Source organism: Flavobacterium fluviale (assembly GCF_003312915.1).
In the GTDB taxonomy this organism is placed as follows: Bacteria; Bacteroidota; Bacteroidia; order Flavobacteriales; family Flavobacteriaceae; genus Flavobacterium; species Flavobacterium fluviale.
In genome coordinates this window covers 50,352-68,957 of sequence record NZ_CP030261.1, presented here as the reverse complement: position 1 = coordinate 68,957, position 18,606 = coordinate 50,352, and the positions used below count along the sequence as shown (strand labels likewise).

Below are 18,606 nucleotides of genomic sequence, written 5' to 3'. Positions count from 1 at the left end.
ATTATTTTAAGCTTGTAATTTTTTCTTGAATCGCTTTTTTGAATGTTTTTATTTCTGCACTTTGATCCTCAGTATCATTGTTGTCAATATAAACTTTAGTAACATTTATTCCTTGACGTAATTCAAAGTAAACACCTGCCGCATTTGGCGTACCATAAGTTTTAGTTTGTCCTTTTAAAGCTAAAATCTCAGCAGGTACACTTTTTAAAAATAAAGTATAATCTCCTCTTTTTATAGTTGGAGTATATTTATATTGACCAAAGTCGTACTGTCCAGCAGCAACGTTTAAGAATTTTAAAATATTGAAATCGTTAATTTGGAAGAATTTTTGACAATCTGCACCAGTACAGTCATTGCTGAACGATCCAATTACCATATTATCGCTGCTTTCATTTGTTTTGATAAAAATGAAACCTTTTGTTGTTCTTGGAATTAAGACAAAATCCGATGGGTAAGTTGGGGTTTGTGATACGTTTTCGCCGGCTGCAGGAGTTTTTTCGTAATAGTTAACAATGATCTCGCAATTATTTTCTACGATCGAAGTAATTTTAATTGCATAACCGCTGGTAGGTTTAACACCAGCAAAAATTCCAACTAAAAATTGTTTTGTAAAGTCTATATTAGGGTCGCTGGCAACTGGGCAGCTATTTTCATGCTTAGTAAATAAATCATTCATTTTTTCCTGAGATGCTACTACTGCAACAGCCGGAGAGGTTTGTGGAGTTTTTATACTGTAATTACATAAAAAAGGAAATCCAGTAAATTCTACAAGTGCATTAACCCCGCACTCAACGTATTTGGTGTCATCGTTAAGGGAGCATGCAGTAATTCCAAAAGCTATAAATAAGCTCAACATTAATTTTTTCATAATTTATTTTAATAGGTTTATATTTTGTAGATAACACTTTTAAAAAAAGGTTGCGTTGAACATTTATTTTTTTTAAATTAAAATGTTGGTTTAGTTTGAATTGATAATGAATTCGTGAAATTTCTATTTTAAAAACTAAGTACTACGTATTATTGCGTACTTTTACGTAAAATAAACTTAGTTATGTCTGATTATCTACCATTTTTATTGGGTTTTGTTGTAGCGCTTTTTGTTGGAATATACTTAGGTAAAATGCTTTCTGGATCAAAATTTCAGTCTGAAAAAGCAATTGCTGAAGAGAGATTGAATGCTCTAAACAGTCAGATGCAAATGCAGAAAGAGCAATTTGACAACGAAAAAAATTATTTTCAAAAGCAAATACAGCTGCTCAATTTTGAGAAAGAAAACATTCGTACAGAGAAAGACAGTCTGGCCATTCAGCTTTCTAAAAAAGAAGTCGATTTCGAAAATTTATGGGAACGTCATAAAGAACAAAAAAATGAGATCAACGAACTTCAGGAAAAATTCACCAAAGAATTTGAAAACTTAGCCAATAAAATCCTCGAAGAAAAATCGGCTAAATTTACCGAACAGAACAGCGAGAACATGAAAAATATTCTTTTGCCGCTTCAGGATAAAATTCATGTTTTTGAGCAAAAAGTAGACCAGACCCATAAAGAAAGTATCGATTACCACGCCGCACTCCGCCAGCAAATTTTAGGTTTAAGTGAAATGAATGCTCAAATGAGTAAAGAAACTTTAAATCTGACCAAAGCACTAAAAGGCGACAGTAAAATGCAGGGAAATTGGGGCGAATTGGTTTTAGAACGCGTTTTAGAAAAATCGGGATTAGAAAAAGGACGAGAATATGAAGTACAGCAGAGTTTTACGAACAGTGAAGGAAATCGTGTTTTTCCAGATGTTGTAATCAATCTTCCTGACGGTAAAAAAATGATTGTCGATTCTAAAGTTTCACTGGCGGCTTATGAAAAATGGATTAACGAAGAATCGGAGCTTTTAAAAATAGAGTATCTAAAAGAGCATGTCAATTCTATTAGAAGACACGTCGAACAGCTTGGCAGTAAAAATTATCACGATTTATATCAAATAGAAAGTCCAGACTTTGTGCTGTTATTTATTCCGATGGAACCCGCTTTTGCGATTGCTTTAAACGAAGATCCGGCTTTATATACCAAAGCATTCGATCGAAATATTGTAATTGTTACGCCAAGTACACTGCTCGCTACTTTAAGAACAATAGACAGCATGTGGAGCAATCAAAAACAGCAGGAAAATGCTTTTGAGATTGCGAGACAAGCCGGCGCATTATACGATAAATTTGAAGGTTTTGTTTCTGATTTAGTCCGAATTGGAAATAAAATAAAAGACACCAAAACAGAATACGAAAGCGCAATGAACAAATTAGTCGATGGAAAAGGAAACTTGATTACAAGCGTAGAAAGATTAAAAAAAATGGGAGCAAAAGCCAAGAAATCCCTTCCGGAGAATATAATTGCAAGAGCATTAAATTCAGATGAAAATGAATTGTTGAATTAAGAGAAATAATTAAACAAATAGAGATATAAGCTTTGTTTTTGTATCAGAAAGGCTAAAAAAACGAAACGCCTTTTCTAACTATAAAAAAAACTACGACTCTATGTGTTTAAAAAGATAATAACACAATTTCCAAAAAACAAAAACATGACTACAGATTTTAAACCAGTTTCTTCCTCCAAAATCAGCATATCAGAATTAATGCTGCCATCGCATACCAATTTCAGCGGTAAAATTCACGGAGGATATATTTTACAATTATTAGATCAAATTGCTTTTGCTTCGGCATCAAAATTCAGCGGTAATTATTGCGTAACGGCTTCTGTCGATACGGTAAACTTTCTAAAACCGATTGAAGTTGGAGAATTAGTAACCATGAAAGCTTCTGTAAATTATGTGGGAAGAAGTTCGATGATTGTTGGGATTCGTGTAGAAGCAGAAAATATTCAGACAGGAGTTGTAAAACATTGTAACTCCTCTTATTTTACAATGGTTGCCAAAGATAAAGAAGGAAAAAGTGTTCAGGTTCCCGGGTTAATTTTGTCAAATCTGCAAGAAGTCCGCCGTTTTAGAAAAGCGATTAAACATATCGAAGTTAGAAGAGAAGTCGAAGAGCATGAAAAACTTACCAATATAAACTCTATCGAAGATTTAGCCAGTTTAGAAAAATACAATGTCCTTCTAGAAATCAGCTAATTTTTCTTATATTTATATAATACATTAAATAAAGAAAACATGATAAAGTTTGGATATACAATTTTGTACGTTGAAGATGTCGAAGAGGCATTGGCATTTTATGAAAATGCATTTGGATTCTCAAGGAAATTTATAAGTACTGATAACGATTACGGCGAATTAATTACTGGCGAAACAACACTTTCGTTTGCGTCAAAAAAGCTGGCATCGCAAAATCTAAAAGAAGGTTTTATAGAAAGCAGTTTAGAAGATAAGCCTTTTGCAATAGAAATAGGTTTTATTGTCGAAAATGTTCCAGAAGTTTTACAAAAAGCAACTTCTTTTGGAGCTTTAATGGTTGCAGAACCTGTAGAGAAACCTTGGGGGCAAGTTGTGGCGTATGTAAGAGACTTAAATGGATTTTTGATTGAAATCTGTACGGAAGTAAAAATGTAGTTTTCAGGACATTTTGCATCCCATGAGGACATTTTACTTTTAAAAACATTCACAAATATTTAGCATTAGTTCTAGAACTTTGCTTATCGAAATTTCGTAACTTTAAATGTGATCATTTGGTTACGAAATTTTTTTTTCACTGAATAACTGCCGTTCGATTTTTCTAGTTAATCAGATTTTTTTTCACTTTCTATTAACCGCAATTATTGAATGACATAATTGTTTAAACGTAGACGATTATGAAAACAACTACCTTATTATTTTTATTTTTTACTGCCTTTTCTGTTCTCGCTCAAGACAAATTTTTTACCAGTACAGGTACGGTAAATTTTGAAGCCTCTGTTCCTTTTTTCGAGGAAATAAAAGCAGTTAATAGACAAGTTGCAATTTTGCTGGAACCTAAAACAAGTACTTTTATTTGTACTGTAATGATCAAAGATTTTCGTTTTAAGCTGGATATGATGCAAGATCATTTTAACGAAAATTATATGGAAAGCCGACGTTATCCTAAAGCTGTATTTAAAGGCAAAATTGAGAAATTTGATTTAAAAGATATTACCGACATCGAAAAGCAATACCAAATAAAAGGAAAACTGTATTTAAGAGGAAAATATAAAGAAATTGTGGTAAATGCTATGATTAAAAAAGTTGCAGACGGGATTCAGGTAATTTCAGATTTTCCAATATCTGTTTCAGATTTCAATATTCAAATTCCGAGTTCGGTTGCTTCTAAAATTGCTAAAACTGCCAATACAGGATTGACCGGTGTTGTTCGCAGTGACGAAATCATGTATGCAACTTTGAAATAATATTATTTGATACAATTTATGAGTGTCTTTTCTAAATCTGTAAACCGAAATTCAAAACCAGTCTGCTGAATTTTTTCCGAAGAAACGCGCTGCCCAGTTAGTACCGCTTGGCTCATTTCGCCCAAGAAAAGTTTAAGTAAAAAAGGCGGAACTTTAGGAAGCCAAATAGAATAACCAAACAAATTGGCAAGCGTTTTAGAAAATCTTGAGTTTGTCGTGTTATCTGTTATACAGGCATTATATGGACCTTCCAGCTTTTCATCTTCGATGCTTTTTAAATAAATCCTGCATAAATCATCAATATGAATCCATGGGAGATATTGTTTTCCAGATCCAAGAACTGCACCAAATCCAGATTTAAAAGTCGGAATCATTTTTTTTAGAAAACCTTCGTCTTTTCCTAAAACTATTCCAGTTCGTATTTTTACAGTTCTAATTCCCAATGAACCAATTTTGTCCACAGCGCTTTCCCATTTTTGACACGTAGTGCCTAAAAAGTCATTTGCCGGCGGCGTATTTTCAGTACATATTTTATGACTGGTCACAGCGCCGTAAATTCCAACTGCCGAAGCAGAAACAAAAGCATTCAGTTTTTTATTGTTTTTTTCTAAGACCGAAAAAATGAGATCAATTGGTTTGATACGGCTATCTAGAATATCTTTTTTTCTTTTTGCTGTCCATCGTTTTTCAACAATTCCTTCGCCAGCAAGATGAATAATATAATCTGCATTAAGAACAGCATTTTCGTCAATATAATTTTTATTTAAATCCCATTTATAATAGGTAATTGCTTCGGAGCTTTCTCTTTCAGACCGACTCAAAATTGACACGGAATATCCAGCTTCCAGAAGCATATCTGTTAAGTGTTTTCCAATGAATCCGCTTCCGCCGGTTAAGAGAACATTTTGAGCCATAATAGTTTATAATATATTTAACAGTGTATATTGTTTAAGGATTAGTAAAGGTACTTAAACAATGTTTACCTTTATGGCAAATTCTAAATTTTAATAAAATGGAGACTAATAAACAGAGAATAACCAAAGATGATATCGTTTCAAAATATATGGATGAGGTTTTGGAAAAAGGTCAAAAACCAAAATCCGTTTATCATTTTGCGAAAGAAAATGATTTTACCGAAGCTGAGTTTTATTCCTTTTTTGGAACATTAGAAGGTTTAGAAAAAGAAATTTTCAGGATGTTTTTTGAAAATACGGTTAATCTGCTTCATAAAAATGAAGAGTATCAGCAGTATGATATGAAGAACAAAATGCTGAGTTTCTACTTTACATTTTTCGAAATTTTAACCGCAAATCGAAGTTACGTTTTACAGACGCTTAAAATTGATAGAAATCCGCTTAAAAATTTAGTACAGCTGACTGCTCTTAGAGAAAATTTTAAAAATTATGTTTCGGAAATTCTAACGGATGATTATAGATTAGAACAAGAAAAATTTCAAAAATTTCAAGAAAAAGCTATTCAGGAATCGGCTTGGCTGCAATTAATGCTGACGATTAAATTTTGGATGGAAGATGAATCTGCTGCTTTTGAAAAAACAGACATTTTTATCGAAAAATCAGTTAATGCATCATTTGAATTAATGAATGTTGCCCCAATGAATCATTTAATAGATTTTGGAAAATTTCTATTTAAAGAAAAAATACACAGCAGATAATGAAAACAATCGATTATATTCCAACTTCAAAAATAGAAAGAGCTGGAAAGCTGGTTCAAACTGGAGCCAAAATTGGGGTAAACTATGTAAAGCATTATGCTGAAAAAATAGTCAACCCAGATTTAACCCGAGATAAACTAAACGAAAATAACGCCGAAGATATTTACGACGGCCTTAAAAGCTTAAAAGGAAGCGCGCTTAAAGTCGCGCAAATGTTAAGTATGGACAAGAATTTTCTGCCTCAGGCTTATGTGGAGAAATTCTCATTGTCTCAATTTTCAGTACCGCCGCTTTCTGCACCTTTGGTTTTAAAAACGTTCAAGAATAATTTTGGTAAAACACCTTATGAAATCTTCGACGAATTCAATCCAAATTCTGTAAACGCGGCAAGTATTGGCCAAGTGCATTTGGCTAAGAAAAATGAAAAGAAACTGGCAGTTAAAATTCAATATCCTGGAGTTGCCGACAGTATTTCATCAGATTTAGCTTTGGTAAAACCTATTGCAATTAGAATGTTTAATCTGCAAGGAAAAGACTCTGATAAATATTTCAAGGAAGTTGAAGATAAACTTATTGAAGAAACCAATTATTTATTAGAATTGAAACAAAGTCAGGAAGTTGTTGATGCATGTAATAAAATCGAAAACATCATTTTTCCGAATTACTATCCAGAGTTTTCATCAGAGAAAATTATCACAATGGATTGGATGACAGGAATTCATCTTTCTGAATTTACGGCTAAAAATACAGATCAGGAAGTTGGCGACAAAATAGGGCAGGCGCTTTGGGACTTTTACATGTACCAAGTTCACGTTTTACGAAAAGTTCACGCAGATCCGCATCCAGGTAATTTTTTAGTAAATGATCAAAATCAGCTAATTGCTTTAGATTTTGGCTGTATGAAACAAATTCCCGAGGAGTTTTACTCACCATATTTTGAATTGATTAATAAAGCAGTTTTAAATGATTTGGAAATTTTTAATAAAAAATTATTTGAGTTAGAAGTTCTTAGATCCGATGATTCTAAAGAGGAGATCGAATATTTTTCAAATATGTTTTTTGATTTGTTATCGCTTTTTACCAAGCCTTTTCAAAATGAAACCTTCGATTTTGCCGACGAAACTTTTTTTAATGCAATCGCCGAATTAGGAAAACGTTTCTCTGAAGATACAAATCTTAGAAAAATGAATGGAAACCGCGGTTCTAAGCACTTTATTTATATGAACCGTACTTTCTTTGGTTTGTATAATTTAATGTTTGATTTGAAGGCGAAGATTGTGGTTGATAATTATTTGAAGTACTAGATTGGAAAATTCCAAATTTTTAAATTCCAAATTCCAATTTAAAAAAAACCTTTATCAAAGTTTTAAACTTTGACAAAGGTTTTTTTGTCTTGTTTGTCATCTTGACGGAGGAAGGATCACAAGATTATAAACAATTGAAATTCTGAATTTAAAAAGCTTGGAATTTATTTAATTATTCCAGCCTTATAAGTCGCAATAGCGCGATCTCTCGCAAAAGCATGATCGACCATTGGTTCATTATAACCAAAATCAAATTCAGGAATCCATTTGCGGATGTATTCGCCTTTTTCGTCAAATTTCTTTTGTTGGATTTCGGGATTAAAAACCCTGAAGTAAGGTGCGGCATCACAACCTGTTCCCGCGGCCCACTGCCAGTTTCCAACGTTCGAGGCCAGTTCGAAATCTAAAAGTTTTTCGGCGAAATAAGCTTCTCCCCACTGCCAGTTGATTAATAGGTGTTTGCATAAAAAACTCGCTACAACCATGCGAACGCGATTGTGCATGTAACCCGTTTCGTTAAGCTGGCGCATTCCCGCGTCGACCATTGGGTAACCGGTAGTTCCAGAACACCATCTTTTAAAATCTTCTTCATTATTACGCCATTGAATTCCATCGTAGGCAGGTTTGAAATTATGATTGACACAATTCGGAAAGCTGAAAAGAATTTCAATAAAAAATTCTCTCCAAATCAATTCACTTAGAAAAGTCTGATTCTTTCGATTTGCCCAGTTTACCAATTTCCGAATGCTTACCGTTCCAAATCTTAGGTGTGGAGAAAGATAGGAGGTGCTGTCTAAAGCAGGGAAATCTCTAGTCTCTTTATAACTGCCAATTTGTGTTAAGTTGTGCGGCTGTACTTTTATCGCGCTTTTTTCAAAACCTATTGCTGATAAATCGGGAAAAGGAAATTGATTTTTAGCAAAATTGGATTGAAATGGAGTTGAATCATATTCTGGAGACGATCCTAAAATATGATATTTCTCAAGCCATTTATTTTTGTAAGGAGTGTAAACCGTATACGGAAGTCCGTCGGCTTTTGTGATTTCTTTTTCTTCAAAAATAACGTGGTCTTTAAATGAAAGGCATGCGACGTCATTCTCTTTCAATACAGTGCAAATGGCTGTATCGCGTTTGATAGCAAAAGGTTCGTAATCTTTATTGAAAAATACGTTTTGAATATCGAATTCTTCTAAAAGCGATTTCCATACTTCTTTTGTTTTTCCTTTTTTGATTAAAATTGAAGATTGAAAAGCGGTTAATTCTGAATTTATTTTTTCAAGTGATTCATAAATAAAAGAAACTCTCGCGTCGTTTTTTGGAAGATTATCCAAAATATCATCATCAAAAATAAATAAAGGAATTATTGGGAATTCAGATTGTAAAGCGTGGAATAGTCCGTGGTTGTCCTCTAAACGTAAATCCCGTCTGAACCAGAAAAAGGAGACTTTTTGTTTTGTCATTTGTTGAGTTCCGTTTTGTTTTTTTGCCACAGATTAAAAGGATTAAATCTGTGGCTGTATTCTAAAATTCTCGCAAGGAGTTAATAGCAAATCGTTTATTTTTAAATATATAGTTTTATAATTTAAACTTTAAATATGTTTCTATGTTTAAAATAAAATCTTTAAATACTTTTTTGCTCTGCGTGTATTTGTATAATCTTTGCCTGTGGTTTTGAATTAAACAATTCTTCGATTTTGTTGTAACGGAAATCGAAAATTGTTTTTAATTTATTTTTTACAACTAGTAAATTCATTAAACGTCCTAAGATTCCGAGAGGCAAGGCATAATGAACAATATCTGTCATTTTTGTTCCGCCGTCTGGTGTTCGCTCAAAAAAATGTTTATGATGCCATAATTTATAAGGACCAAAACGCTGCACATCTATAAAATACTCATTTTCCTTACAAGCAGTAATTTCGGTAACCCAAGAAATTTTGATTCCTAAAAGCGGTCTTAAAGTGTAAGTGATAATTTGACCGTCGTACATCCGTTTGTCGTCGAAATCCTTAATTTGAAAATTCATGTTGTCCAAAGTAATGGTCTGGAGGTTTTTGGGACTGGAGAAGAAATCCCAGCAGTCTTCGACGCTGGCATTTACATATTGTACGGTTGCTACTTTGTATAATTTCATTTCTTATAAATCAATTGTTTACAAATGTTTCTTCTATTACTTGAGCGTTAGAGGTTGCAGTGGAGCTCTTTTTATGAATGGCTTTTTAGCCGGACATAAAAAAGCTGGAACGAAAGACCCGCCCGCTTTTTCAGCGGGAACGCCCAAATAATAATTACATTTTATAATATTTTAATGGTACAAACAACATTCCGAAACATTCCCCTTTTTCTTTATTAAGGTGTTTATGGTGTATTTTATGAGCTTTTCTCAGTCCGATGAGGTATTTGTTTTTGGTATTTTTGAACCATTTAAAACGTTGATGTATCAAGACATCGTGAATTAAAAAATAACAAATTCCGTAAAGTGTAACGCCGCAGGCAATAAAAAATAAATAGTTAAAGCCGCCTTGCACACCAAAGTAAAATAGAAGAATACTCGGAATTGCAAAAATGACAAAGAAAATGTCGTTTCGCTCAAAAGTATGTTCGTATTTCGGCTGGTGATGATCTTCGTGAAAATACCACATAAAACCGTGCATAACGTATTTGTGCGTAAGCCAGGTCACACATTCCATAAACAGAAAAACGCCTAAAAAGATTAAAAAAGAAATCATTTTGTAAATGTTGTAATTAAAATTATGATTTAAAATCTTCTGAGTTTAGCTTTAAATTACAAAAGATTGACTCTAAAGAATATTTTTTGTTTTGTTTCTATCTCATTTTTATCATTTCGACGAAGGAGAAATCTCTGCAAGTAACGCTGCAATCTTTGGTGGCCATCTTTTTTGGAAATGACAAACTGCACAAATTTATACCAGTTTGAGCTTGTAGGTTACAAATGACTGCGCCAAAAGTCCTGCCTTTGTATAGTTGGAAACGCGGATTCTTGCGCTGCCAATTTCATGAGAAGGAGTGTTTTTTAGTTTTTTGAGCAGTTTTCTGTAATACACATATGCTGTATAAACGCCGAATTTTGCTTCAATTGGCAGTTTTACAATTCCTTGATATGCAATACGGAAATCTTCTTCAATTTCTTTTATAATCTGCTCTTTTGAATCGTCGTTGAAATTGTTAAGATTAACACCTGGGAAATAGGTTCGGTTTAAAAGTGTATTGTCATCTTTTAAATCTCTTAAGAAATTTACTTTCTGAAATGCCGATCCTAAACGCATGGCTTCGTCTTTTAACTGCTCGTATTTATGTTCTTTTCCAGAGACAAAAACCTTTAAGCACATTAAGCCCACAACATCGGCAGAACCATAAATGTAATCTGCGTATTCTGCTTGTGTATTATAGGTTGATTTTATAAGATCTAGTTTCATGCTTTTTAAAAACGCCTGAACTAAATCGTCTGTAATATTGTACTCTTTAACGGTGTGCTGAAAAGAATTTAGAATTGGATTCAGGCTGATTCCTAATTCCATTGCTTTGTAATATTCCTTTTCGAAATCGTCAATAAGATATTCTTTTTCGTAATCGTGAAATGAATCTACAATTTCGTCAGCAAAACGAACAAATCCGTAAATGCTGTAAATAGCGTCGCGAATGCTTGGTGAAAGCATTTTCACGGCAATTGAAAATGAGGAGCTGTAGTTTTTTGTAACCAGCTTACTGCACTTGAAAGAAACGGCGTCGAATAGTGATTTCATTTTTTTAAGATCTTAGAGATTTTTGAATTAATTCAGCTGCTAGTTTTCCTGAAATTAAGGCAGGAGGAACACCGGGTCCAGGAACGGTTAACTGTCCTGTAAAGTATAAATTCCTGACTTTCTTGCTTTTTAATTTGGGCCTTAAAAATGCAGTTTGCAATAATGTATTTGCCATTCCGTAGGCATTTCCTTTGTAGGCATTATAGTCTGCTACAAAGTCATTTTTACAGAATGACATCTTAAAGATAATATTATTTCTGATTTGTTGTTGCGTAATCTGCTCAAAACGAGTGATTATCTTTTCGAAATACTCTTCTCGGAGTTTCTCGTTATCTTCAATTCCGGGCGCAAGCGGAATTAGGAAAAAACCACTTTCCATTCCGTCTGGTGCAGCTGTAAGATCAGTTTTGGATGGGAAATTGGCATAGAATAAAGGAGAATCCGGCCATTTCGGATGATCGTAAATATCAACAGCATGCTGATTAAAATCGGTATCAAAAAATAATGCGTGATGTGAAATATTTTCTATTTTTTTATTGAACCCAATAAAAAATAGGAGAGAGGAAGGAGCAAAAATTCTGCTTTCCCAATATTTTTCAGAATAAGCGCGATGTTCTTTTTCTAATAAAGTTTCGGTATGCTGATAATCGGCGCCGCTTAAAATAATATCAGTTTCTATTTTTTCTCCATTTATAATAATCGCTGTCGCTGTTTTATTTTCGACGATTATTTTTTCGATTGAAGAATTGGTTTTAATAGTAACGCCAAGTTCTAAAGCTAACTTTTCGATACCGCGTATAACATCAAACATTCCAGTTTTCGGGTGCCAGGTTCCCAATCCGAAATCGGCATAATTCATGAAATTGTAAAATGACGGCGTTTTGCTTGGTTTTGCACCAAGAAATAAAACAGGAAACTCCAATATTTGGACGAGTCTTTCGTTTTTGAATTTCTTGCGAATATCAGCGCTTACATTACCCAAAAACTGATTGAGTTTTAAAGCCGTTTCCTTTGTAATTAGTTCTAACGGAGAAACGCCGGGACGATATACTAAGTCTTTTATGGCAATGTCATAATTACTTTTAGCCTTGTCGATAAATTTTTGAAGTTCTTGAGCACTTCCTTTTTCAATTTCTTCAAATGAAGCTTTGATGTCTTCTAAATTGTCATAAATGCTGATAAAATCATTTATTCCAAAATAAACCCGATAAGCAGGATTAAGTTTTACAAGTTCGTAGTAATCAGATGGTTTTTTACTGAAGTCTTGAAAAAAACGTTCAAATACATCAGGCATCCAGTACCAGCTTGGTCCCATGTCAAATGTAAAACCTTCTTTTTGAAACTGTCTGGCACGACCTCCAATTGTTGCGTTTTTTTCATAAATAGTTACATCGTTTCCTTGCTGTGCAAGGTAACAAGCGGCGGCTAGGGAGGAGAAGCCAGATCCTATTATTGCTATTGTTTTTCTCATTTGTTTAACAAATATAAGAAAAACTTAAACAAAATAAAATTAGATCATGTTAATAGTTTCTTCCATCGAATCAAAAATTCGAATTCGATCTGTTAAAACTTTCTGATCGATATGTTCAACCATTTTTCCCATAAGCCAGATTTCGTTGTTTTTTTGCAGCAATTTCTGTCCCATGGTCTTAACATACTGATTAATTACATTTCTGTCAGGCTGAACGGTCATGAAAGAAACAAATGTAATGTTTTCAAAATGTCGGGTTAAATCCTGTAGGTTTTCAATTGGCATACTTTCTCCTAAATAAATGGTCTTGTAGCCTTTGTCGAGAATTTCATATTGCAGATATAATAATCCGATTTGGTGAATTTCATTCAGCGGAAGCGATAAGACAAATATTCTATCCGTTTTGGTTGGTTTTCTTATCTGAAGTGCTTCTGTGTAAATTAATATTTTCTGCTTAATCAAATGACTCATGAAGTGTTCGTTGGCAGGCGTAATGGTTTCGGACTGCCATAACAATCCAAGCTCTTTTAAAAGAGGTAAAAAATGTTCTTTAAAAACTTCTTTAAAAGTCTTTTCAGAAATAAGCCAATCGAAAGTATTAAAGAATAATTCTTGGTCAAAGTTCATCATTGCCATTTTGAAAGAAGTAATGGCGTAGTTTTGAGAGTTTTTCTTTGAAATTATTTCACGCACCAACTGTGGGATTTTCTCTTCTGGATAAGTTGCAATTTTTGAAATTTTATAACCGTATTCGTGTAATAAGGTGATGTTTAAAAGTTTCTGCAGATTATGAAGGTTGTAAAATCTAATATTAGTATCGGTTCGCATTGGTTCAAGGATGTTGTATCTCTTTTCCCAGATGCGTATGGTATGCGCTTTTATTCCAGATAAGTTCTCAAGATCTTTAATACTGAAAACAGTTTTAATGTTGTTTATCATTTTTCGCGATTAGGTCAACAAATGTAAAACAAAATCTCATATGCAACCTTAAAACTACATTAAAAAGATAGAAGATTAGAGGTTTAGGTATTAAAAATATATTTTTTGTATAATATATGCTGTTATTTTCTTAAGAAATGTATTACTTTGACAAAAAGTAAAAACAGTCTGACAGATAATGTGCAGACTGTTTTTGTTTGATTTTATTATTTACAGAAAGCAGCTTTGTTTTTTATGGCACTTTGGCTTCCTAATTCAATTGCTTTTGTAAAATCTTTACAAGCATTTTTACTATCGCCAACTTTATAATAAGCCAAAGCTCTTAAGTTGTAGGCAATATAATCTTTTGGATTTAGACCTAGAGAAGATGTACAGTCCTCTATTGCTCCTTGGTAGTTTTGCAATTTGTAATTTACGTTAGCTCGGCCTGTAAATGCATCTGAATTCATGCTGTCTAGATCAATTGTTTTGCTAAAATCTGCCTGCGCACCTTTAAGATCGTTTAGTTTGAACTTAGCAACACCGCGATTCTGATAAGCTTCTACAAATTTCGAATTCATACTGATGGCTTTCGTGTAATCGGCGATTGCACCTTTTGTGTTTCCAGCTTCTGCTTTTTTCATGGCTTTGTCAAAATAACCAGTTGCAGATTGTGCCCAGATGGAGCATGTAATCATCATAAATGATGCTAATAGTAGGTTTTTCATAAAACTAATTTGGGATTAGTGATTAATTATTTCCAACGAAAATAAGAAAGTTTTTATGTTGTGAGAAAATTTCTTTTTTAAATATTGGTTAGAAAAAAATGTACTTTGAGATTTCGGGTATTAAAGGTTGTTTAGCGATAGTATTTTTTACTGACTACTTTGTTTTCATGATTTTCAATTTCTATAAAAACATATTTTTGAGTGGCTTTTTTTATTTTTACAACTTGATTTAGTTCGCTAACCATGCAGTCAATTACTTTTGATTGATTTAGATTCTCTATTAAATTGTCTTTCTTCTTTTCTAGATCATATAGCATCAAAGAATCGTAGCCTTTTGCGTATAAAAGAAGCTCTGGGTTTTTAAAACTGTCTACAATAAATCCTGATTTTATTATTTTGCCACTTTGTTTTTCGATTAGTTTAAAGTCATGTGGATTTCCGCTTCCAAATGAATTTACAAAAGCGAAATATTTATTGTAGTCTGCGCCAATGTATCCTAGATTTTTATGAGGCGCTCCATATCCCATAATGTTTAATGTGTCGATAGTTTTGTCTCCTTTTTTTAAATTTAAACACATTTCAGTGGGGCTGTTTTTATCTTTCTGAAAATATTTAAATTCTATACTGTATCCATTGCTTAGTTTGGTTTCGTAATCATATGGATTGTATTTGTTAAGATATTCAATAGTTATTGTATCTCTTTCTTGGATAGCCCTTTCCTTGTCTGGTTGAGAATTGCTTTTATCAGTAATAATATTTATTACTTTTTTTTTGTGGCTTTTTGTCTTTTCTTGGCAGTAGAAAAAAAGAAGGCAAAATGTAGAAATTAGTATTGCTTTGTTTTTCATAGATGCTTAATTAATGCAATTAAGCTAATGTAGTTTATTTTATCATTGATTATGTAGATATAAATTCTAATAAGAATAATTCTAAAATAAAAAAGGCCAAGTAAATTAATACTTGACCTTTTGTGACCCGACTGGGGCTCGAACCCAGGACCCCATCATTAAAAGTGATGTGCTCTACCGACTGAGCTATCGAGTCTTCATTTCTTCAATGAGGGTGCAAATATAAGTACTTTATTTAGCTATTCGCACCTTTTTTTTGAATGTTTTTAAGAATAATTTATAAAAGCCTATTCTACAATTAAATAGGTTTCTATTTTTTTTCTAGTGACCACGGTGGGATTTGAACCCACACGCCCTTACGAGCACCACCCCCTCAAGATGGCAAGTCTACCGTTTCTCCACGTGGCCTAAAATAAAAAAGGTCAAGTAAAATAAATTACTCGACCTTTTGTGACCCGACTGGGGCTCGAACCCAGGACCCCATCATTAAAAGTGATGTGCTCTACCGACTGAGCTATCGAGTCATTGCTTTCAAGAAATTTAATGTGTTAATCACAAAATCTGTGACCCGACTGGGGCTCGAACCCAGGACCCCATCATTAAAAGTGATGTGCTCTACCGACTGAGCTATCGAGTCATTTAATTTCTTGAATGCGGGTGCAAATATAAGGAGTTTATTTTGAAGTTTCCAAGCAAATTTATTATAAATTTGTCTTTTTTTTGGAAAAATTTCCAATTGCTTAGTTTATAAGGTTTTATTAGTATGAAGAAAATTGTATTGTTAGGTTATATGGGTTGCGGAAAGTCGACAATCGCCCAAAATTTGTCAAAAATCACGAATATTCCGTTCTTAGATTTGGATAAAATTATCGAGGAGAGAGCAAAAATGTCAATAAATGAGATTTTTGAGAAGCACGGAGAGATCTATTTCCGAAAATTAGAGCACCAAATTTTTGTCGAATTACTGCAATCTGCCGAAAATAACATTATCGGTTTAGGAGGAGGAACTCCGTGTTATGCTAATAATCATGAATTGTTAAAAGGAGATGATGTAGTTTCTATATATTTGAAAGCATCAATAGACACTTTGTATAATAGATTAGTCTATAATAAGAGCAAACGCCCTTTAATAGCGAATATGAATGAAGAAGAGATGAAAGAATTCATCGCGAAACATTTATTCGACAGAAGTTTTTACTACAACCATGCGCAGCATAAAGTTTCGGTAGATGATAAGTCTGTCGAAGAAACGGTTCAGGATATTTTAGATATTCTAGCTTAAAGAAGCATAGTCGCCGTTTTCTGAGTCGAAAACAACTTGAACGTGCTCTAATAATGAAGTTGAAAGTGAAATGCCCTTAAAGTCTGCCTTTACAGGGTATTTTTTATGGTTTCTGTCTACAAGTACAGCTGTCTTGAATTTTTTAAGCGGCACGTCTAAGAAATGACGGACAGCATAAATTAATGTTGTTCCTGAATTTAGAACATCATCAACAAGAACTAATCCTTTATTTTTATACTCATCAGGACTTAAAGAAGTTTGAATGGCTTCCTGCGGATTTTGTTTGTTCACTTTAACTTCGCAGATAGAAACCTTTAATGTAGAAATACTGCTTAATGCTGTGGCAATTTTTTCGGCAAAAACATATCCATTAGAAGCGATTCCAGCAATAACAACTTCTTCTTCGTTTACAAATGTTTCGTAGATTTGATAAGCGATACGTTTTATTTTATGCTCGACTTCTTGGTTGGTTAAGATAATGTTACTGCTCATAATGTATTTTTTTTTGCTAATATAATTAATTTAAATTCCAATTTAGAAAATCAAAATTTCAAATTTTTTTGAAAAGAATTCTAAATTGGAATTTGGTATTTAGTTTTTTGGATTTTTCAAAGTTTAAAATTTATTCCGTTTCTTCTTCTTCGTCAAATATTTCATTTCCGTACTCGTCAATATCTCTTCGGTCTTTTTTAGTTGGACGTCCTGTGCCGCTCTTTCTGTAATGTTCTTTAGAAAGTTTTAGTAACTCTAAATGTGCGTAAGCTTCGGGAGGTGTTTCGTTTTTGCGGTAAATATCAACCAATTTTGCTCCGACACGACTTTCTGGTATGTCTAGAACAGTTATAATTTGTGTAATTTGATCCTTTCTAAAAGTAATTCGGTCTGTAGGAAAAACTTCTTTTGAAGGTTTTGCAACCTGCCCATTTACAGTGATATGATTCTTTTTACAAGCTTCAGTAACCATGTTTCTAGTCTTGTAATATCGCACGCACCACAAGTATTTATCTATTCTCATAATTTTTCTAAAATCCAAGTTAAATTCTTTACAAAAATAAATCAATATTGTATCTTGCGCACCTAAAAAAATCATAATAATGAATAAATTTAAATATTATTTTGTTTTATTACTAGCTGGTATTGCCATCGTTTCTTGTAATAAAAAAGATGATGATGATGATGTGGTAGTTACTCCTGTAAGAGATTATGCTGAACAATACAAAGCGGATAATGATTCGATTGTAAAATATTTAAAAAACAATTATATTAAGGAGGTCTCTGTAAATTTTGACATCACGTTTGAGAAAATTACAGATCCAACAACACAAACTTCTATTTGGGATCAGACAGTTTATCCTTTAGAACATAGAGATGTTTACAATCGTGATGTTACTTATAGAGTTTATTACTTAACAGTGAGGAAGGGTACTGGCGAATCGCCTTGCAATTTTGATAGTGTTACTGTTTCTTACAGAGGAACTCTTTTAAATGGCACCCAATTTGACAGCTCTTATGGTTTAGCACGTAATTTTGATTTGGATGTCTATGCAGTAAACGGTGGTGTGATAGATGGATGGGGAGAGATTATGCCTAAGTTTAATGTGGGTACACCAAACACTCCAGGCTCGGATGGTGCTATAACTTATGATAATTATGGTGTAGGAGCTATGTTTTTGCCTTCAGGATTGGCTTATTATGCTAGTTCTCCGTCAGGTATCCCGTCTTATTCTCCTTTAGTTTTTACTTTTAAATTGTTCGCATTGAGTCGAACTGACAGTGAGTATATTGTTTCAGGTGGAGCTAAAGTGGTTTTAGGAGATGGCGTTCCAACGTATTTAGAAGATATTAATGGTGATGGTTATTTATATGATCAAAGAGATACGGTTAGGTTTCCTAATCTTCCAAAAGAGCTGATTGATGATACAGATGGAGATGGAATTCCTGATTTTTACGATTTTGATGATGATGGAGATGGTTACACAACTAGATTCGAAATTACAAAACCAGCTGGTGCACCAGTAACTGGAATTAGTTTGTATTATCCTTATGATCCTATTCCTGATAATCCTGCTACGCCAAATGTAGATGAAAGTGAATTATGGGGAATCCCAGCTTTCTCGGCAACAGGTGAGCCAGATTACACTTCGCCTGGCAGATTAAGAATACATGTTGATAAAGATCATCATTCTGCTAAATAAGAATTGAAGATTAAGATATTAAAAAACCTCGAAATTTAGATTTCGAGGTTTTTTTGTAAATATTA

At 33.2% G+C, this 18,606-nt stretch carries 20 protein-coding genes and 4 tRNA genes; 8 read left to right on the top strand and 16 right to left on the bottom strand.

The genetic code is table 11. From position 1 onward, the window contains the following. Position 1 precedes the first annotated feature (1 nt). Positions 2-868, bottom strand: a complete 867-nt coding sequence (locus HYN86_RS00355) for a protease complex subunit PrcB family protein (protein WP_113676280.1) — start codon at positions 866-868, stop codon at positions 2-4. A gap of 183 nt (positions 869-1,051) precedes the next feature. Between HYN86_RS00355 and rmuC the strand changes: the two genes are divergently transcribed. The 4 genes from rmuC (at position 1,052) to HYN86_RS00335 (ending at position 4,362) form a co-directional block, all read left to right on the top strand. Next, a complete protein-coding gene (gene rmuC, locus HYN86_RS00350; RefSeq protein WP_113676279.1) occupies positions 1,052-2,425 on the top strand; it encodes a DNA recombination protein RmuC in 1,374 nt (457 codons plus the stop codon). Positions 2,426-2,569: 144 nt separating this feature from the next. Then, positions 2,570-3,118, top strand: coding sequence for an acyl-CoA thioesterase (locus HYN86_RS00345; protein ID WP_057117795.1), 549 nt, complete (start codon positions 2,570-2,572; stop codon positions 3,116-3,118). A 39-nt stretch (positions 3,119-3,157) separates the two neighbouring features. Beyond that, positions 3,158-3,553, top strand: a complete 396-nt coding sequence (locus HYN86_RS00340) for a VOC family protein (protein ID WP_113676278.1) — start codon at positions 3,158-3,160, stop codon at positions 3,551-3,553. Between the two features lie 239 nt (positions 3,554-3,792). Next, positions 3,793-4,362 carry a YceI family protein gene (locus tag HYN86_RS00335; protein ID WP_113676277.1) on the top strand — a complete coding sequence of 190 codons (570 nt, stop codon included), beginning with the start codon at positions 3,793-3,795 and terminating at the stop codon, positions 4,360-4,362. Positions 4,363-4,364: 2 nt separating this feature from the next. Here the strand turns inward: HYN86_RS00335 and HYN86_RS00330 are convergent, their stop codons facing one another. After that, a complete protein-coding gene (locus tag HYN86_RS00330; RefSeq protein WP_113676276.1) occupies positions 4,365-5,276 on the bottom strand; it encodes a TIGR01777 family oxidoreductase in 912 nt (303 codons plus the stop codon). A gap of 98 nt (positions 5,277-5,374) precedes the next feature. Here HYN86_RS00330 and HYN86_RS00325 point away from each other — a divergent pair, with 98 nt between their 5' ends. Then, positions 5,375-6,034, top strand: a complete 660-nt coding sequence (locus tag HYN86_RS00325) for a TetR family transcriptional regulator C-terminal domain-containing protein (RefSeq protein ID WP_113676275.1) — start codon at positions 5,375-5,377, stop codon at positions 6,032-6,034. Further along, positions 6,034-7,338, top strand: a complete 1,305-nt coding sequence (locus tag HYN86_RS00320) for an ABC1 kinase family protein (protein WP_113676274.1) — start codon at positions 6,034-6,036, stop codon at positions 7,336-7,338. The genes HYN86_RS00325 and HYN86_RS00320 overlap by 1 nt, the downstream gene beginning before the upstream one ends. 164 nt (positions 7,339-7,502) lie before the next feature. Here HYN86_RS00320 and HYN86_RS00315 read toward each other — a convergent pair whose 3' ends face one another. The 12 genes from HYN86_RS00315 to HYN86_RS00260 all read right to left on the bottom strand — a co-directional run bounded on the left by HYN86_RS00315 (position 7,503) and on the right by HYN86_RS00260 (position 15,701). Then, on the bottom strand, positions 7,503-8,798 hold the full coding sequence (locus HYN86_RS00315) for a cryptochrome/photolyase family protein (protein WP_113679809.1): 1,296 nt from the start codon (positions 8,796-8,798) through the stop codon (positions 7,503-7,505). Positions 8,799-8,959: 161 nt separating this feature from the next. After that, on the bottom strand, positions 8,960-9,469 hold the full coding sequence (locus HYN86_RS00310; RefSeq protein ID WP_113676273.1) for an SRPBCC family protein: 510 nt from the start codon (positions 9,467-9,469) through the stop codon (positions 8,960-8,962). A gap of 154 nt (positions 9,470-9,623) precedes the next feature. Continuing rightward, the gene (locus HYN86_RS00305) at positions 9,624-10,064 is read right to left on the bottom strand and encodes a sterol desaturase family protein (protein ID WP_113676272.1); all 441 of its coding nucleotides are present in this window, start codon (positions 10,062-10,064) and stop codon (positions 9,624-9,626) included. Between the two features lie 195 nt (positions 10,065-10,259). Continuing rightward, positions 10,260-11,099, bottom strand: coding sequence for a phytoene/squalene synthase family protein (locus HYN86_RS00300; protein ID WP_113676271.1), 840 nt, complete (start codon positions 11,097-11,099; stop codon positions 10,260-10,262). Positions 11,100-11,103: 4 nt separating this feature from the next. Further along, positions 11,104-12,570 (bottom strand): phytoene desaturase family protein, encoded by a 1,467-nt coding sequence (locus HYN86_RS00295; RefSeq protein WP_113676270.1) that lies wholly within the window; start codon positions 12,568-12,570, stop codon positions 11,104-11,106. A gap of 39 nt (positions 12,571-12,609) precedes the next feature. Next, a complete protein-coding gene (locus tag HYN86_RS00290; protein ID WP_113676269.1) occupies positions 12,610-13,509 on the bottom strand; it encodes a MerR family transcriptional regulator in 900 nt (299 codons plus the stop codon). A 206-nt stretch (positions 13,510-13,715) separates the two neighbouring features. Then, the gene (locus tag HYN86_RS00285) at positions 13,716-14,216 is read right to left on the bottom strand and encodes a tetratricopeptide repeat protein (RefSeq protein WP_230406405.1); all 501 of its coding nucleotides are present in this window, start codon (positions 14,214-14,216) and stop codon (positions 13,716-13,718) included. A 131-nt stretch (positions 14,217-14,347) separates the two neighbouring features. Then, positions 14,348-15,064, bottom strand: coding sequence for a hypothetical protein (locus HYN86_RS00280; RefSeq protein WP_113676268.1), 717 nt, complete (start codon positions 15,062-15,064; stop codon positions 14,348-14,350). Between the two features lie 123 nt (positions 15,065-15,187). Next, positions 15,188-15,260, bottom strand: a tRNA-Lys gene (locus HYN86_RS00275). 129 nt (positions 15,261-15,389) lie between these two features. Then, positions 15,390-15,472 (bottom strand) — tRNA-Leu (locus tag HYN86_RS00270). Between the two features lie 43 nt (positions 15,473-15,515). Continuing rightward, positions 15,516-15,588, bottom strand: a tRNA-Lys gene (locus HYN86_RS00265). 40 nt (positions 15,589-15,628) lie between these two features. Next, positions 15,629-15,701: transfer RNA gene (locus tag HYN86_RS00260), tRNA-Lys, on the bottom strand. A gap of 126 nt (positions 15,702-15,827) precedes the next feature. On the opposite strand from HYN86_RS00260, the gene HYN86_RS00255 reads away from it, so the two are divergent. Beyond that, entirely contained in the window at positions 15,828-16,346 is a 519-nt protein-coding gene (locus HYN86_RS00255) for a shikimate kinase (protein WP_113676267.1), read from the top strand. Here HYN86_RS00255 and HYN86_RS00250 read toward each other — a convergent pair. Continuing rightward, on the bottom strand, positions 16,338-16,838 hold the full coding sequence (locus HYN86_RS00250) for a phosphoribosyltransferase domain-containing protein (protein WP_113676266.1): 501 nt from the start codon (positions 16,836-16,838) through the stop codon (positions 16,338-16,340). The genes HYN86_RS00255 and HYN86_RS00250 overlap by 9 nt on opposite strands. 130 nt (positions 16,839-16,968) lie before the next feature. Next, positions 16,969-17,361, bottom strand: coding sequence for an RNA-binding S4 domain-containing protein (locus tag HYN86_RS00245; RefSeq protein ID WP_057117844.1), 393 nt, complete (start codon positions 17,359-17,361; stop codon positions 16,969-16,971). Positions 17,362-17,440: 79 nt separating this feature from the next. Here HYN86_RS00245 and HYN86_RS00240 point away from each other — a divergent pair, with 79 nt between their 5' ends. Beyond that, positions 17,441-18,541, top strand: coding sequence for an FKBP-type peptidyl-prolyl cis-trans isomerase (locus HYN86_RS00240; RefSeq protein WP_113676265.1), 1,101 nt, complete (start codon positions 17,441-17,443; stop codon positions 18,539-18,541). Positions 18,542-18,606: the final 65 nt, after the last annotated feature.

Excerpts from the sequence above, each read along its gene's own strand:
- rmuC (WP_113676279.1), top strand. The coding sequence starts at position 1,052 with ATGTCTGATTATCTACCATTTTTATTGGGTTTTGTTGTAGCGCTTTTT.
- HYN86_RS00305 (WP_113676272.1), bottom strand. The coding sequence starts at position 10,064 with ATGATTTCTTTTTTAATCTTTTTAGGCGTTTTTCTGTTTATGGAATGT.
- HYN86_RS00355 (WP_113676280.1), bottom strand. The coding sequence starts at position 868 with ATGAAAAAATTAATGTTGAGCTTATTTATAGCTTTTGGAATTACTGCA.
- HYN86_RS00335 (WP_113676277.1), top strand. The coding sequence starts at position 3,793 with ATGAAAACAACTACCTTATTATTTTTATTTTTTACTGCCTTTTCTGTT.
- HYN86_RS00285 (WP_230406405.1), bottom strand. The coding sequence starts at position 14,216 with ATGAAAAACCTACTATTAGCATCATTTATGATGATTACATGCTCCATC.
- HYN86_RS00295 (WP_113676270.1), bottom strand. The coding sequence starts at position 12,570 with ATGAGAAAAACAATAGCAATAATAGGATCTGGCTTCTCCTCCCTAGCC.
- HYN86_RS00255 (WP_113676267.1), top strand. The coding sequence starts at position 15,828 with ATGAAGAAAATTGTATTGTTAGGTTATATGGGTTGCGGAAAGTCGACA.
- HYN86_RS00250 (WP_113676266.1), bottom strand. The coding sequence starts at position 16,838 with ATGAGCAGTAACATTATCTTAACCAACCAAGAAGTCGAGCATAAAATA.
- HYN86_RS00280 (WP_113676268.1), bottom strand. The coding sequence starts at position 15,064 with ATGAAAAACAAAGCAATACTAATTTCTACATTTTGCCTTCTTTTTTTC.
- HYN86_RS00310 (WP_113676273.1), bottom strand. The coding sequence starts at position 9,469 with ATGAAATTATACAAAGTAGCAACCGTACAATATGTAAATGCCAGCGTC.
- HYN86_RS00325 (WP_113676275.1), top strand. The coding sequence starts at position 5,375 with ATGGAGACTAATAAACAGAGAATAACCAAAGATGATATCGTTTCAAAA.
- HYN86_RS00320 (WP_113676274.1), top strand. The coding sequence starts at position 6,034 with ATGAAAACAATCGATTATATTCCAACTTCAAAAATAGAAAGAGCTGGA.
- HYN86_RS00340 (WP_113676278.1), top strand. The coding sequence starts at position 3,158 with ATGATAAAGTTTGGATATACAATTTTGTACGTTGAAGATGTCGAAGAG.
- HYN86_RS00245 (WP_057117844.1), bottom strand. The coding sequence starts at position 17,361 with ATGAGAATAGATAAATACTTGTGGTGCGTGCGATATTACAAGACTAGA.
- HYN86_RS00290 (WP_113676269.1), bottom strand. The coding sequence starts at position 13,509 with ATGATAAACAACATTAAAACTGTTTTCAGTATTAAAGATCTTGAGAAC.
- HYN86_RS00240 (WP_113676265.1), top strand. The coding sequence starts at position 17,441 with ATGAATAAATTTAAATATTATTTTGTTTTATTACTAGCTGGTATTGCC.
- HYN86_RS00300 (WP_113676271.1), bottom strand. The coding sequence starts at position 11,099 with ATGAAATCACTATTCGACGCCGTTTCTTTCAAGTGCAGTAAGCTGGTT.
- HYN86_RS00330 (WP_113676276.1), bottom strand. The coding sequence starts at position 5,276 with ATGGCTCAAAATGTTCTCTTAACCGGCGGAAGCGGATTCATTGGAAAA.
- HYN86_RS00315 (WP_113679809.1), bottom strand. The coding sequence starts at position 8,798 with ATGACAAAACAAAAAGTCTCCTTTTTCTGGTTCAGACGGGATTTACGT.
- HYN86_RS00345 (WP_057117795.1), top strand. The coding sequence starts at position 2,570 with ATGACTACAGATTTTAAACCAGTTTCTTCCTCCAAAATCAGCATATCA.